Annotated in this window: 12 protein-coding genes; 6 read left to right on the top strand and 6 right to left on the bottom strand. The window is 72.8% G+C overall.

The features are described from left to right. The first annotated feature begins 45 nt into the window (after positions 1 to 45). Complete coding sequence (locus tag BU197_RS28145; protein ID WP_188271141.1) at positions 46 to 1,215, top strand: winged helix-turn-helix domain-containing protein; 1,170 nt, start codon at positions 46 to 48, stop codon at positions 1,213 to 1,215. A 118-nt stretch (positions 1,216 to 1,333) separates the two neighbouring features. Here BU197_RS28145 and BU197_RS28140 read toward each other — a convergent pair whose 3' ends face one another. The 6 genes from BU197_RS28140 to mtrA all read right to left on the bottom strand — a co-directional run bounded on the left by BU197_RS28140 (position 1,334) and on the right by mtrA (position 9,043). Further along, complete coding sequence (locus BU197_RS28140) at positions 1,334 to 2,086, bottom strand: response regulator (protein WP_188271140.1); 753 nt, start codon at positions 2,084 to 2,086, stop codon at positions 1,334 to 1,336. 206 nt (positions 2,087 to 2,292) lie between these two features. Then, positions 2,293 to 2,973, bottom strand: coding sequence for a ribosome hibernation-promoting factor, HPF/YfiA family (gene hpf, locus BU197_RS28135; protein ID WP_188271139.1), 681 nt, complete (start codon positions 2,971 to 2,973; stop codon positions 2,293 to 2,295). Positions 2,974 to 3,268: 295 nt separating this feature from the next. Next, a complete protein-coding gene (locus BU197_RS28130) occupies positions 3,269 to 4,072 on the bottom strand; it encodes a ComF family protein (RefSeq protein ID WP_188271138.1) in 804 nt (267 codons plus the stop codon). A gap of 289 nt (positions 4,073 to 4,361) precedes the next feature. Further along, positions 4,362 to 6,122 (bottom strand): LpqB family beta-propeller domain-containing protein, encoded by a 1,761-nt coding sequence (locus BU197_RS28125; RefSeq protein ID WP_188271154.1) that lies wholly within the window; start codon positions 6,120 to 6,122, stop codon positions 4,362 to 4,364. A gap of 208 nt (positions 6,123 to 6,330) precedes the next feature. Continuing rightward, a complete protein-coding gene (mtrB, locus tag BU197_RS28120; RefSeq protein ID WP_188271137.1) occupies positions 6,331 to 8,364 on the bottom strand; it encodes an MtrAB system histidine kinase MtrB in 2,034 nt (677 codons plus the stop codon). Position 8,365: 1 nt separating this feature from the next. After that, the gene (gene mtrA / locus BU197_RS28115) at positions 8,366 to 9,043 is read right to left on the bottom strand and encodes a two-component system response regulator MtrA (RefSeq protein WP_018958390.1); all 678 of its coding nucleotides are present in this window, start codon (positions 9,041 to 9,043) and stop codon (positions 8,366 to 8,368) included. A gap of 356 nt (positions 9,044 to 9,399) precedes the next feature. Between mtrA and BU197_RS28110 the strand changes: the two genes are divergently transcribed. The 5 genes from BU197_RS28110 to BU197_RS28090 are packed head-to-tail and all read left to right on the top strand — an operon-like array spanning position 9,400 to position 14,809. After that, on the top strand, positions 9,400 to 10,614 hold the full coding sequence (locus BU197_RS28110) for a hypothetical protein (protein WP_188271136.1): 1,215 nt from the start codon (positions 9,400 to 9,402) through the stop codon (positions 10,612 to 10,614). 4 nt (positions 10,615 to 10,618) lie between these two features. Then, entirely contained in the window at positions 10,619 to 11,311 is a 693-nt protein-coding gene (locus BU197_RS28105) for a DUF4129 domain-containing protein (protein WP_188271135.1), read from the top strand. Beyond that, positions 11,308 to 12,507, top strand: coding sequence for a DUF4350 domain-containing protein (locus BU197_RS28100; RefSeq protein ID WP_188271134.1), 1,200 nt, complete (start codon positions 11,308 to 11,310; stop codon positions 12,505 to 12,507). The genes BU197_RS28105 and BU197_RS28100 overlap by 4 nt, the downstream gene beginning before the upstream one ends. Further along, entirely contained in the window at positions 12,504 to 13,487 is a 984-nt protein-coding gene (locus BU197_RS28095; RefSeq protein ID WP_188271133.1) for an AAA family ATPase, read from the top strand. The genes BU197_RS28100 and BU197_RS28095 overlap by 4 nt, the downstream gene beginning before the upstream one ends. A gap of 11 nt (positions 13,488 to 13,498) precedes the next feature. After that, on the top strand, positions 13,499 to 14,809 hold the full coding sequence (locus BU197_RS28090) for a DUF58 domain-containing protein (RefSeq protein WP_188271132.1): 1,311 nt from the start codon (positions 13,499 to 13,501) through the stop codon (positions 14,807 to 14,809). Positions 14,810 to 14,996: the final 187 nt, after the last annotated feature.

The following is a 14,996-nucleotide window of genomic DNA, read 5'->3' as shown; positions in this document are numbered from 1 at the left end:
CCGGACGGCGGCCCGTTGTCGGTGGCGGGGCCTAGGGTGCGGTCCATGACGACCGCTCCGCGCCCCGCCGCCGAACTGTCCGCCGACGAAGCACGCCGGATCGCCCTGCGCGCCCAGGGCTTCCTGGGGACGCCCGACCGTCGCGCGGGGGTGCGCGGGGTGCTGCGCGCGCTCGGCCAGGTCCAGCTCGACACGATCTCCGTCCTCGCCCGCTCGCACGAGCTGATCCCGTACGCGCGCCTGGGCGCGGTCGGCCGGACCCCCGTCGAGGAGGCCTACTGGAGCGGCACGCACGCCTTCGAGTACTGGTCGCACGCCGCCTGCGTGCTGCCCGTCGAGGAGTGGCCGCATTTCGCCTTCCGCCGCCGCGCCTACCGCGCCCGCCCGCAGTGGCACCACGAACTGGCGCCGGGGACGTACGCGAAGGTGATCGACCAGCTGCGGGACGAGGGGCCCCGGACGGCGACCGAGCTGGGCGGCGCGAAGAACAAGGGCGAGTGGTGGGACTGGTCGGACGCCAAGATCGCCGTCGAGCGGGCGCTGATGTACGGCGAGGTGGTCGTGGTCGAGCGGCGCGGCTGGAAGCGGGTGTACGACCTGGCGGAGCGGGCGATCCCGCAGGCGCTGCTCCACGACGACCTGGACGACGCCGAGTGCGTACGGCGCCTGGTGCGGCAGGCGGGCGAGGCGCTGGGCGTGGGCACGCGCGCGGACATCGCCGACTACCACCGGCTCAGGGGCGAGCAGTTCGACGCGGTGGTGGAGGCGGCGGGGCTGGTGCCGGTGACGGTGGCGGGCTGGGCCAAGCCCGCCTGGGCGGACCCGGCGGCACTGGCCTCGGAGCCGCGCGGACGGCACCGTACGACGCTGCTCTCGCCGTTCGACTCGCTGATCTGGGAGCGGGCCCGCACGGAGCGGATCTTCGGCTTCACCCATCGCCTTGAGGCGTACGTGCCGAAGCAGAAGCGGGTGCACGGCTACTTCGCCATGCCGGTCCTCGCCGGGGGCCGGCTCGTGGGCCGGGTGGATCCGGCGCGGGAGGGGCGGACGCTCGTCGCCCGGCAGGTGACGCTCGACGGGCCGAAGGCCGTGCCCGCGGTGGCGCGGGCACTGCGCGAGGCGGCCGACTGGGTGGGCTGCGACGCGGTCTCGGTGGTCCCGGAGCGGGTGAACCACCCCCGGCTCGTACCGGAGCTGGTCGGCGCCCTCGGGTGAGCCCGGAGGCGCTTCGGGAGGGGCCCTTTCGCGGGGCCCTCCCGACGGGCGGGCTTTCGACGGGCGGGCTAGGACCGGTGCCGGGCCCTGGCTCCGGCGCCAGGGCCCGGCTCCGGTCCTAGCGGATCTCCAGGATCTTCTCCCGCATCGCGTAGACCACGGCCTCCATCCGGGAGTGCAGCTGGAGCTTCTCCAGGATGTTGCGGACGTGGTTCTTCACCGTGTTCTCCGAGATGAACAGCTCCTTGGCGATGTCCCGGTTGTTCATCCCGGTCGCGACGAGCTTGAGGACCTCCAGCTCGCGGTCGGTGAGCCGGGGCGCGGGGACCAGCCTGCGCTCGTCGGTGCGCTGGATCATCGACTTGAACTCGGTGAGCAGCTTCGACGCCATCGAGGGGCTGATCTGCGACTGCCCGTCCGCGACCGCGCGGATCGCGGTGGCGACCTCGTCGGTGGAGATCTCCTTGAGGAGGTAGCCGGTGGCCCCCGCCTTGATGGCGTCGTAGAGGTCGGCTTCCTCGTCGCTGATGGTCAGCATGATGATCTTCGCGCTGGGGGCCACCTCCTTGATGGAGGTGCACGCCTCGATGCCGCCGCGCCGGGGCATCCGTACGTCCATCAGAACGATGTCGGGCAGCAGATCGGCCGCCTTGTCGACGGCTTCGGCCCCGTCGCCCGCCTCGCCCACGACCTGGATGTCCTCTTCCTGGGCGAGGACGATCTCCAGACCCCGCCGGAAAAGGGCGTGATCGTCCACGACGAGGACCCTGATCGGTTCCTTGCGGAAGGCGTCGCTGTCCGAATCCGATCCCTCCGGGACCGCGCCACCGCGCTCGCGTCCGCCGAACACCGGCCCGAAGCTGTCCGCCATCGTTCCTCCCCCTGAAGGCCGTGGCCTGAATTCGTTTCCGGTCCTCCAACCGGTCCTCTGGAAGCACCGGTTGGCGTGCACGAGCATGATTCCATGCCCCGGCGGTCACGGCGTGTCCGTGCGCGCACGGGGATGCCCCCGGCGGCGCGGGAAGCGCTCCGGGGGCACCTTGCTGAACACCAGTCCGAATGGTGGGGGGGGGCCGGTCAGCCGCCGAGCGCACCACCGGCGCCGCCGCCCTCGGCGAGCGGATCGCTCTCCAGATGGATGACGCCGTAGTCGTAGGCGTGCCGCCGGTAGACGACACTCGGCTGCTTGGTCTCGGCGTCCACGAAGAGGTAGAAGTCGTGCCCGACCAGCTCCATCTCGTAGAGCGCCTGGTCGAGCCCCATCGGCGCGGCCCGGTGGGTCTTCTCGCGGACCACGAGCGGGCCTTCGCCCTGGACCTCGATCGAGCCCATCATCGTGGTGGGCACCTGGTCGGTCTCGTCGGCGACCAGCTGCCCGTCACCGTTGAGCTGGGCGGCGCCGGGCACCACGTCCCCGACCTCCGCCGCCGACAGCCTGCCGTTCCCGCGGCGGGTGTAGCGCTTGTCGTGCTGCTTCCGCAGTCGCGCCTCCAGCTTGTCGCTGGCCAGGTCGAGCGCCGCGTACGCGTCGCCTGCCGCGGCTTCCGCCCGGATCACCGGGCCTCGGGAGTGGAGGGTGATCTCGACGCGGTCCGACCTGTCGGCCTGCCGCGGGTTCAGCTCCTTGGACACCTCGACGTCGAGGCTGATCACCTTGCCGTCGAGCTTCTGGATCTTCTCCAGCTTCAGCTTCTCGGCCACGTGCTTGCGGAACCGCTCGGGCACCTCGGTCTTGCGGCCCTTGACGACGATGTCCACGCAGAACTCCGTTCCCGGATCGCCCGGACCGGCTCCTTGACCGCCGGGCATCTCCCTTTGCACCAGTGCTCCGGTTGTCTGCCGGAGCTTCGGACTCGGCGCTTTCACCTCCTCCTCCCCAGTCGACAAGATCCCCGCCCCGTCGACCCGAGGTTAATTCGCTCTGAACTCCTGTCCCACAGGCGCAACCATGTTTTCGGCGAGTGATGGCTTTCGCCATTCCTCACAACCGAACATAGCCCCTTCGGACGGGTGTCGGCACCCGGTACCGAAACATAGCTCCGTTCGGGCACTTTCACCTCTCACCACCTGCAACGATCCAAGTTCCCGGAGAGTTCCGGTTTATTTCGAACGAAGCGGGAGAGGATGCGATTACGGCCGCAACCCGCTGTTCGATTCCGTGCTGCGCAAAACCGTCCGCGCGCCCCTTCCCCATTCCCCGGATGAACGGAAGATGTACGGCTCCGATAGCGCGGGCCGCCTCCGCCAGGGTCGCCCCCGTGGTCATCAGATCGTCCACGAGGACCACCTTTCCGGCCGCCAGGAGCCGCCCGCCGCCCGGGACGACCTCCAGGGCCCCGGCGAGGTTGGCCAGCCGCTCGCGCGCGCCGAGCCCCGCCTGGTCCGCCACCCGCCGACGCTGCCGCAGCACCGGCACCACCCGGGCGGGCCTCCCCGCCGCTCGCAGCCGCGCGGCTGCGGCGAGCGCGATCCGCCGCGTCGGATCGTGCCCACGCGCCCGTACGGAGCGCCGCGAGGACGGCACCGGTACGAGGAGCAGCGGACGCGGTCCCGGCCCGTCCAGGGCCCCTCCGGCGGCCGTCACGGCCCCGGCGAGGGCCTCGCCCAGCGGTCCCGCGAGGGCGAGCGCGCCGCGTTCCTTGTGGGCGAGGAGCAGTTCCCTTACGGCCCCGGCGTAGGGCGCGGCGGCGTGCACCGGGGGCAGCCCTGCGGGCTCAGGCGCGGGCCAGACCCGGCACGGCCCCTCCTCGGTCAGCGCCTCCGCGCACTCCGCGCACAGCCCCGTCCCGGGCAGGCCGCAGCCCGCGCAGACGACCGGCAGCACCAGCCCGGCGATCTCGTGCCACCACCCCCGCATGACCCCACTCTGCGCCTTCCGGACGTCCCGTACCACCCCTGTGGAAAACCCCCGCCCCGCCGTGGTCCGACGAAGCCGCCGAAGTACGTCAGGTGCGAGGGTGTGTTTGTCAGGTGAACGACGAACGGGCAGGCGGAAGGCGTCCGGGCGGGCGCGCGGGAGTGGTCCGATCGGGTGTCCGGAGGCGGTCCGGGCCGGCTCGCGGGCACGCCGGTCCGGGCGGGCGTCCGGAAGCGGTCCGGGCGGGCGCGAGCCTCGTCCCGGGCGGACGCCGTGCGAGCCGCCCGTCCTATCCCGGGTAGACCGGCGATCTGCCCAGCCTGACCACCGACTGCCAGTTGGTGCCGGGGGTGAGGCGGACGATGCCGTCGCCGGAGTACGCCACCAGCGGTTCGTCGTCGCTGTGCGGGGCGGCCACCGACTTCACGGCGTTCAGACCGGGGAGCACCGAGGTCGGCGAGGTCGAGCCGTCCGTCTGGAGGTAGCGGATCTGCTGGACGCCACCGGCTTCCTTGCCGACCACGACGAGCCGGCTCGGTCCGGCCCAGGAGACGGCGGTGACCGATTCCATCCGGGGCGCGGCAGGCTGGAGGTCGAGGACGGAGACGACCGGTTCGTCGTCCGTGGTCTCCCGCTGGACCCGGCCGATCTGCAAGGTCGTATGGCCGTTCTGGGTGACGGCGAGCGCGATCCGCACGCCGTCGGCGGAGACCTTGAGGGCGTCGATCCTGACATCGCGCGCCAGCCAGGGCGCGTTGACCTTGAGCGGCGTGCCGGTGCCGCCGGGCACCATCCACAGCCGTGGCGCGGCGAGGTCGCGGTCGGCGATCCACAGGTCGCCCCGGCCGTCCCAGCTGGGCGCGGAGAGCCGCTCCTCCGGCTTGACGCCCTTGCTGGAGAGGGTCGGCGGGGGCATCTCCTCGTCGTTGGTGATGGAGGAGACGTACAGGTCACGGCCGTTCCGCCCGACTCCGGCGGCCCGGGTCTCGCCTCGGTCCACGGCGATCGACTGGAGGTTCGCGGTGTCCTCGCCGAGCGGGCCCGACACCTCGGCGGCCGTGTCCGCGACCTTCTCCCCGAAGATCAGCATCATCAGCTTGCCGTGCTCGTCGACGAAGTACGGCCGCTCGTCCCGGTCGGCGGGGCGGACGGCGGCGAACTCGGCCGCCTGTCCCTTGCCGAGGCGGCAGAGCGACTGTCCGGCCGAGCCCAGCAGCTCCACCTGCTCGACGCGGACGGAGGTCAGGTCCCCCAGCGTGAAGAGGAGCTGTGTGGCCATCCGGCGGCACACCACGCCGCCGACCCCGTCGGCCTTGTCGTTGAGCGGCACCTTGAGCGTGGACTGCTCGTCGGTCGTCAGGGTCGTGACGCCCTTCCCCAGCTCCGTACCGGACGGGAAACTGGAGTCGACGGCCGGTTTCAGCCAGTTGGTGGGGCCTTCGAGGAGCGCCTTGACCGTCTGGGTCACCGGGTCCATCCGGGTGACGGGGTCCTGGCGCTGCCGGATGTAGACGGGGTCGGCGACGACCCAGTCCTCCCGGGAGGCGAAGTAGTACTTGTTGACCGACCGGTAGTTGCGCAGGAAGTCGGCCTCGCCGAGCACCAGACCGGGCGGCAGGCTGTCGATGCGCCACTCCCGGCCCTTGCCGTTGGCGACGGGCTGCTGGACGACGTGGATCGCCTGCTGGTAGTCGACCGGGCTGTTGGGCTGGTACGCGTGCCGGGCGTCCACGGTCGCGATCTTGCGGCCGGAGAGCGGGTAGGCCTTGCCCCGGTCGTCGGGGTCGGCGTTGCGGTCGACCTGGTCGCGGTTGGGCGCGGTGGTGAGCACGGTGATGCTCTGCTCCGGCTTCCAGCTCGCCGCCGCCTTCTTCGTGAGGTACTTGCGGGCGGTGGAGAAACCGGGGTCGTCGCTGGTCATGGCTTCGAGGAAGCCGTCGACGATCTCGTCGGGGTCCGCGTTCTCACGGGGTGCCACGGCGTAGACCCGGACCTGTGAGTCGCCCTGGCCCGAGCCCTTAACCGGCTGGACCTCGCCGCTGTCGGGCATCGTCGCGCAGCCGCTCGCCAGCAGCCCGCCGCACGCGAGGAGCACCGCCACCCGCGCCCGGGTCCCGTACGCCCGCGCAGGCCGGTCGTACGCCCGCGCCGGCCGTCCGTACGCCTCCGCTCCCCGCGTCCGCACTTCCCGTGCCCGTACGGCCTCCGCTCGTGCTTTCTGCGCCCGTGCCCCGCGTCCCACGTGCCCCTCCCGGGAGTCAGCGCCCACGTGTCCCGTCCTCCCGCTCCACGCTTCCGTCGCCCCCGGGCACCGTCTGTCCCGTGCCGCCGCCCGTCGTCGCGCCCTCGTTCTCGGGCGTGCCGCGCGCCACGACCCGGGCGCCGTTTCCGGGCAGCGCCGTCGGGTCGACGGTGGCCGGAGGCGGCACGGGCAGGCGCGGCGGCACGGCGAGCGGGGCGCGGTCACCGGCGGACTGCGCGGGCACGGACGCGAGCCGCACATGGTCCTCGGCCCGTCCGGTGACGGCCGCATGCTCCCGGTTGCGCCGCGAGTCCTCGGGCTCCAGGGGTATCGGGGAGCCGCGCAGCGGCTCGTCGGCGGTACGGGGCAGGGTGAGCCGGAACTGCGAGCCGCCCCCCGCCTCGCCCCACGCCTGGAGCCAGCCGCCGTGCAGCCGGGCGTCCTCGACGGCGATCGACAGTCCGAGCCCGGTGCCTCCGGTGGTCCGCGCACGGGCCGGGTCGGCGCGCCAGAAGCGGTTGAACACCCGGGTCGCCTCGCCGGGCTTCAGACCGACGCCGTAGTCCCGTACGGCGATGGCGACGGCGCCACCGGCGGCGGCCAGCTTCACCACCACGTCCTTGCCCTCGCCGTGCTCGACGGCGTTGACCACGAGGTTGCGCAGCACCCGCTCGACCCGGCGGGCGTCCGCCTCGGCCACCACGGGCTGCTGGTCGCCGACGACGACGATCCGGCTGCCCTTGCGCTCGGCGAGGGGTTCGGCGCCGCTGATGACCCGGCGCACGACCTGCCGTAGGTCTATCGGCTCGGCTTCGAGCGCGGCGGCTCCCGCGTCGAAGCGGCTGATCTCCAGGAGGTCGGAGAGCAGCGACTCGAAGCGGTCGAGCTGGTCGCCGAGGAGTTCGGCGGAGCGGGCGGTGACCGGGTCGAAGTCGACGCGTGCCTCGTGGATGACGTCGGCGGCCATCCGTACGGTGGTCAGCGGGGTGCGCAGCTCGTGCGAGACGTCCGAGACGAACCGCCGCTGCATCCGCGACAGCTCCTCCAGCTGCTGGATCTTGAGCTGGAGGTTCTGCGCCATCTTGTTGAAGGCCTCGCCGAGGCGCGCGATGTCGTCCTCGCCGGTGACCTTCATCCGTTCCTGGAGGCGCCCCGCCGAGAGCCGCTCGGCGATCCCGGCGGCCATCCGCACGGGGGTGACGACCTGGCGGACCATGAGCCAGGCGATGGCGCCGAGGAGGACGACGACGAAGAGCCCGGCGGTCGCCAGGGTGCCCTTGACCAGGGTGAGGGAGTCCTCCTCCTGGGTCAGCGGGAAGAGGTAGTACAGCTCGTACTGGGTGCCCTCGGCGTCGTTCATCCGCTTGCCGATCACCAGTCCGGCCTCGGAGGCCTTCCCGCTGGTGTAGTGGATCCTGGTGAACTTCTGGAAGGTGTCCGTGCTCTGCGCCACCGAGTGGCGCAGCTCGACGGGGATGCTCGTGGTCGGGTCGACCTCGCCGGATGCGCGGGCGCCCCGGCTCGCGGTGTCGCCGGTGTCGAGGGAGAGCGCCACCACGTTGAACGCGCTCTGCCCGCCGCTGGCGAGCTGCTCCACGAGGGTGGAACGCCAGTTCACGGAGGCACCGGCCCGGCCGCCGTCCTGCTGTCCGGGGGACGAGGAGGTGGTGGCCGCCCGGTCCTGGGCGGCCGAGAACCCCCCGGCCGCCTGGCTCTGGGCCGCTCGCTCCTTGGCGCCGAGCAGCCCGTTGCGGACCTGCCCGATGACGACGAGACCCAGCAGCAGGACGACGCCGAGGGACATGAGCAGGGTGCCCGCGACGATCCGCAACTGGATGTTCCGCCGCCACAGCCGTACGGCGGGCAGCAGCGGCCGGCGCACCCAGCGCGCGAAGAGCCGGAGGACCGGGCCGCCGGGCGTCCCGTCCTGGAGCAGCCGTCCGCCACGCGACAGACGGCCGGCCCACGAGCCCCCCCGTCCCGGTCCGGCAGCCCGCCCCGTACGCGTTCCCGGGTCCCCGGGCTTCGGAGCAGTACTGCCCGTACTCATGTCAGCTCGGTCCCGCCTTGTAACCGACACCACGGACGGTCACCACGATCTCCGGGCGCTCGGGGTCCTTCTCGACCTTCGAGCGCAGCCGCTGGACGTGCACGTTCACCAGCCGGGTGTCGGCCGCGTGCCGGTAGCCCCAGACCTGTTCGAGGAGGACCTCGCGGGTGAAGACCTGCCAGGGCTTGCGGGCCAGCGCGACGAGCAGGTCGAACTCCAGCGGGGTCAGCGCGATCGACTGCCCCTCCCGCTTCACGGAGTGCCCGGCCACGTCGATGACCAGGTCACCGATGGTCAGCTGCTCCGGAGCAGGCTCCTCGGACCGCCGCAGCCGCGCCCGGATCCGGGCGACCAGCTCCTTCGGCTTGAACGGCTTCACGATGTAGTCGTCGGCTCCCGACTCCAGCCCCACGACGACGTCGACCGTGTCGCTCTTGGCCGTGAGCATGACGATCGGCACCCCCGACTCCGCCCTGATGAGCCGGCACACCTCGATGCCGTCCCTGCCGGGCAGCATCAGGTCCAGCAGCACCAGATCGGGCTTGGCCTCGCGAAACGCGGCGAGCGCCCTGTCCCCGTCCGCGACGAACGACGGCTCGAACCCTTCACCCCGCAGCACGATGCCGAGCATCTCGGCCAGTGCGGTGTCGTCGTCGACGACAAGAACGCGTCCCTTCATATCGACATCATCCCATTAGCCAATCGTTACCTGTCGTGACCTGCCCCACAGCGCCTCCCCCAGCCCCGGGCGCGGTCTCGTGGACCGTGCTCCGCTCGGCCCGTCGCCGCGCGGTACGCACGTCATGATCGGGCATCCGCACAGTGTGCCGCCTGCCGCACCCCTCGTGAAGCTCCGGCCGTCCGCACCCCACCGAAGGCTCGGACAAAGGTACGAACGACGGCCCTGGCCCGGTCCACGGGCGGGTCACGCGTGGCACGATGGCACCCGGCCCGCCGCCGTGTCCGGTGTCGGCCGCCGTGACCGAGCCGGCTCGCCGATCCGGCACCGCGACCATTCCTCCGAGGTGGACGACCGTGAACGACACTCCGGGCTGGACCTCGCCCGGATCCGCCCCCTCCGACGGCCAGGACGGCTCCGGTGTCCCCCGGCCCGCACCGACCGGCGCCGACGGCTCCGCCCCGCAGTGGTCCAAGGACCAGCCGCCCGCCGGCCAGTGGACCCCGCCCGCCGACCGGACCCCGCCACCGCCACCACCGGGGCCCGGCTGGGGCGCCCCGCCCCCGTATGCCTCCTGGGGCAGGCCCGCCGCCGCGAAGCCCGGGGTGATCCCGCTGCGCCCGCTCGGCGTGGGCGAGATCCTCGACGGCGCCGTGAAGACCCTGCGCACCTACTGGCGCACGGTCCTGACGATCACCGTCGCGGTCGCGGTGCTCTCCCAGACGGCCGACCTCCTGGTCCAGCGCTATCTCGCCCCCGAGGTCCCGGCCGCCGACCCGAACGCCACCCCCGCCGAGGCACTCGAACAGCTCCTCGACGCCTCCCGGGCGGCCCTGATCGGCATGGCCCCGTCCCTCCTCGTCACCCTGATGGCATCCCTGGTGAGCACGGCCCTGCTGACCGTCGTCATCAGCCGCGCCGTCCTCGGCCGCCCCGTCTCCCTGGGCTCCGCCTGGCGGGAGGCGCGTCCCCGGCTGCTCCAGCTCATCGGGCTGACCCTGATCCTGGCCTTCCTCGGCGCGGGCATCATCGCGGTCTCCCTGCTCCCCGGCGCCCTCATCGGCGGCGGCGCGGGCGCCGCCCTGCTCTTCCTCGGCGGGCTCGGCGGCATCGTGACCGCCCTCTGGCTGACGATCCGTTTCAGCCTCGCCTCCCCCGCCCTGATGCTCGAACGCCAGGGCGTGATCCCCTCGCTGAAGCGTTCGGCGAAGCTGGTCCAGGGCTCGTGGTGGCGTGTCTTCGGCATCACCGCCCTCACCCAGCTCCTGGTCCTCGTCTTCACGATGATCATCGCGATCCCGTTCGCCGTCATCGCCATCGCGGTCGACGGCGACGGCTTCTCCGGGCTGCTCGCCGACTCCTCCGGCTCCGTCGGCTGGCCGTTCCTGATCGTCATGGGCATCGGCGGAGTGATCACCAGCGCGGTCACCTACCCCGTCTCGGCCGGAGTGACCGTCCTCCTCTACGTGGACCAGCGCATCCGCCGTGAAGCCCTGGACCTCGAACTGGCGCGGGCCGCCGGCCTCCCGGGCTACGGCCCCGCACCGGGCACCGAGACCGTCGGGGGCTGAGACCGTGACGGTCACGGGGGGATCGGCCACGGCACTGGCGCGGCTCCACACCGCCGGTGACCCGCCGGTGGACGTCTCCCGTCTCCCCGCCCGCGAGGCGGCGGAGCGGGAGCTGTCCAAGCCGATGTACCACGAGAACGATCCGAACCTCCTCCAGCGCGGCCTCGACCGCCTCTGGGAGTGGATCGGCGACCTCTTCGGCTCGGCCGCCGGGGCCGCACCGGGCGGAATCCTCGGCCTCGTCGTGATCGCCCTGCTCGTGGCCGCCGCCGTGGCCGCCCTCTGGTGGCGGCTCGGCACCCCGCACCGGACCACCGCCACCCCCGGCGACTCCCTCTTCGACACCGGCCCCCGCACCGCCCGGGAGCACCGCTCCGCCGCCGCCCGCCACGCCGCCGCGGGCCGCTGGAACCAGGCCGTCCAGGAACGGACGCGGGCCATCGTCCGCTCCCTTGAGGAGCGCACCGTGCTCGATCCCCGGCCCGGCCGCACCGCCGACGAGGCCGCCGCGGAGGCGAGCCGCGCCCTGCCTTCCCACGCCGACGCCCTGCGCCTCGCCGTCCGCTCCTTCGACGACGTCACATACGGCGGGCGCACCGCCGACGAGCCCGCGTACCGCCGGATCGAGGAACTCGACACCGCCCTGGAACGGACCCGCCCCTCCTTCGCCGCCGTCTCCCCGGGAACCCCCCGATGAGCCGGCCGGCCACCAGCGCGACCTCGACCGCCCTGACCCCGCGCGCGGTGTGGTCCCGCGCCCGGGGCGCGCTCCTCCTCGTCGCCCTCGTCCTCATCGGCGGCACCGTCCTCGCCCTGGCCCGCTCCACCGGCGACCACGGGGCCCTCGACCCGCGCTCCGCCGACCCTCACGGCAGCCGCGCCGTCGCCGAACTCCTCGAAGACCACGGCGTCACCCTCACCCTCGCCACCACCCTCGACGAGGCCACCTCCGCGACCTCCCCCGGCTCGACGCTCCTGGTCACCACTCCCGACCTCCTGACGGAGCCCCAGCAGTCCACTCTCCACGGGCTCCTCACCGAAGCCACGGGCCGGACCGTCCTCGTCGGCGCGGGCACCGCCTCCCTCCCCGCCCTGGCTCCGAACGTCTCCACCGCCGTCAGTGCCCCCGTGAGGGACCTCGCCCCCGTCTGCTCCCTCCCGGCCGCCGTCCGCGCCGGGAGCGCCGACCTCGGCGGCGAGCGCTACCGCGTCGCCCCCGGCACCCTCGCCGACTCCTGCTACCCCTCCGACGGCCTGCCGACCCTGGTCCGCCTCCCCGGCACCGGCACCTCCGACACCGTCCTCCTCGGCTCGCCCGACATCCTCCGCAACGATCGTCTCGACCAGCGGGGCAACGCCTCGCTCGCCCTGCAACTCCTCGGCTCCCGGCCCCATCTCGTCTGGTACCTCCCCTCCCTCTCCGATCCCTCCGCCGCCGTCTCCTCCGACGGCGACGCCACGGACGACGTCCTCTCCCTCGTCCCCTCCGGCTGGTTCTGGGCCACGCTCCAACTCGCCGTCGCGGCCCTGCTCGCCGCCGTCTGGCGCGGCCGCCGCCTCGGCCCCCTGGTGACCGAGCGGCTTCCCGTCGTCCTCCGTGCCTCCGAGGCCACCGAGGGCCGCGCCCGCCTCTACCGCAGGACGAACGCCCGCGACCGCGCCGCCGCCGTCCTGCGCACCGCGACCCGCACCCGGCTCGCCGCGCTCCTCGGCGTCCCCGCCCGGGACGCCCACTCCTCCGAGCGCCTCCTCCCCGCGCTCTCCGCCCGTCTCCCCGGCACGACCGCCGATCCCGGGGGCCTCCTCTTCGGCCCGGCTCCCACCGACGACACGGCCCTGGTCCGCCTGGCGGACCGACTCGACGCCCTCGAAAGAGAGGTACGCACCTCATGAGCGCCCCGACCCCCGAGACCGCTACGACCTCGGACAGCGCCCGCGCCTCCCTGGAGGCCCTGCGCAACGAGATCGGGAAAGCCGTGGTCGGCCAGGACCCCGCCGTCACCGGTCTCGTCGTCGCCCTCCTCTGCCGTGGACACGTCCTCCTCGAAGGCGTCCCCGGCGTGGCCAAGACACTGCTGGTCCGGGCGCTCGCCGCGACGCTCGAACTCGACACCAAGCGCGTCCAGTTCACCCCCGACCTGATGCCGAGCGATGTCACCGGCTCCCTGGTCTACGACACCCGGACCTCCGAGTTCTCCTTCCAGCCCGGCCCGGTCTTCACGAATCTGCTGCTCGCGGACGAGATCAACCGCACGCCTCCGAAGACTCAGTCCTCCCTCCTGGAGGCGATGGAGGAACGCCAGGTCACGGTGGACGGCACTCCCCGCGCCCTGCCCGAGCCCTTCCTCGTCGCCGCGACACAGAACCCGGTCGAGTACGAGGGCACCTACCCCCTCCCCGAAGCCCAACTGGACCGATTCCTGCTGAAGCTGACGGTTCCTCTGCCCTCACGCGCGGACGAGATCAAGGTCCTCACCCGGCACGCCGAGGGCTTCGACCCCCGCGACCTGAAGGCCGCGGGCGTCCGTCCCGTCGCGGGCCCCGCCGAACTCGAAGCCGCCCGGAACGCCGTCGCCAAGGTGTCGGTCTCCGCCGAGATCGCCGGCTATGTCGTCGATATCTGTCGTGCCACGCGTGAGTCCCCCTCGCTCGCCCTCGGGGTCTCTCCCCGAGGTGCCACCGCCCTGCTCTCCACCGCCCGCGCCTGGGCCTGGCTCACGGGCCGGGACTACGTCACCCCGGACGACGTGAAGGCCCTCGCTCTCCCCACCCTGCGGCACCGCGTCCAACTGCGGCCCGAGGCCGAGATGGAGGGGGTCACCCCCGACTCCGTCATCGGCTCGATCCTCGCCCACGTCCCCGTACCCCGCTGAGAACGACGCCCATGGCCCTCACCGGACGAACCGCGCTGCTCGCCGCCCTCGGATCGCTTCCCGTCGGCTTCCTCGCCCCCAGCTGGGCGGGGATGCTCGCCGTGAACGCGCCCCTCTCCCTCGCAATTCTGTGCGACTACGCCTTGGCCGCGCCAGTGCGAACGCTCCAATTCACCCGAAGTGGTGATACATCCGTTCGACTTGGTGACGCGGCGAACGTGCACCTCACGGTCGCCAACCCGTCCCGGCGCCGTCTCCGCGCCCAGCTCCGCGACGCCTGGCCGCCCAGCAGCTGGCTCCCCGGCACCGAACAGGCCGCCGCACGCCACCGATTGACGGTTCCCGCAGGCGAGCGGCGCCGTCTCAGCACGGTCCTGCGCCCGACCCGCAGGGGCGACCGTCAGGCGGCACGCGTCACGGTCCACTCGTACGGCCCCCTCGGCCTGGCGGCCCGTCAGGGCGGTCATGAGGTCCCGTGGACGGTCCGCGTCCTGCCTCCGTTCGCCAGCCGCAAGCACCTGCCGTCCCGGCTGGCCCGTCTCCGTGAACTCGACGGCCGCACCAGCGTCCTGACCCGGGGTGAGGGCACCGAGTTCGACAGTCTCCGCGAGTACGTCCCCGGCGACGACACCCGCTCGATCGACTGGCGCGCCACGGCCCGCCGGAGCACGGTCGCCGTCCGCACCTGGCGCCCCCAGCGCGACCGGCATGTCCTCGTCGTCCTCGACACCGGACGGACCTCGGCCGGCCGCGTCGGCGACGTTCCGCGTCTGGACGCCACCATGGACGCGGCCCTGCTCCTGACCGCGCTCGCCTCCCGGGCGGGCGACCGCGTGGACCTCCTGGCCTACGACCGTCGGCTGCGCGCCCAGGTCCAGGGCCGTTCCGCCGCTGACGTCCTGCCCGCCGTGGTCGACGCTCTCGCTCCGCTGGAGCCCGAACTGCTGGAGACCGATGCCCGGGGTCTGGCCGCGACCGTACTCGCCCGCACGCCCCGTCGCTCCTTGATCGTCCTTCTGACCGGTCTCGACGCCGCCCCGATCGAGGAGGGCCTGCTCCCGGTCCTGCCGTCGCTCACCCGGCGCCACACGGTTCTGGTGGCTTCCGTGGCGGATCCTCAGGTCGCCCGGATGGCCGCGCGCCGAGGCACGATCGAGGGGGTCTACGAGGCTGCCGCCGCGACGCAGACGCAGTCCCAGCGTGCCCGCACCGCGGATCAGCTTCGGCGTCACGGTGTCACGGTCGTCGATGCCGCACCCGACTCTCTCGCCCCGGCTCTGGCTGACGCCTATCTCGCCCTGAAAGCGGCCGGTCGCCTCTGAGACCGCCCGGCAGCCCGATCTTTTCGGAAAGAAGGGCTGTCGGATCGGGTTCGTAAAAGGCCTTAAACGCAGGAAAGCCCCGCACCAGAAGGTGCGGGGCTTTCCCACAATGATTGTTCGGCGGCGTCCTACTCTCCCACAGGGTCCCCCCTGCAGTACCATCGGCGCTGAAAGGCTTAGCTTCCGG

Source organism: Streptomyces sp. CBMA291 (assembly GCF_014596525.1).
GTDB lineage: Bacteria > Actinomycetota > Actinomycetes > Streptomycetales > Streptomycetaceae > Streptomyces.
Note: the sequence above shows the minus strand (reverse complement) of the source record. Positions and strands in the feature narration are given on the sequence as shown.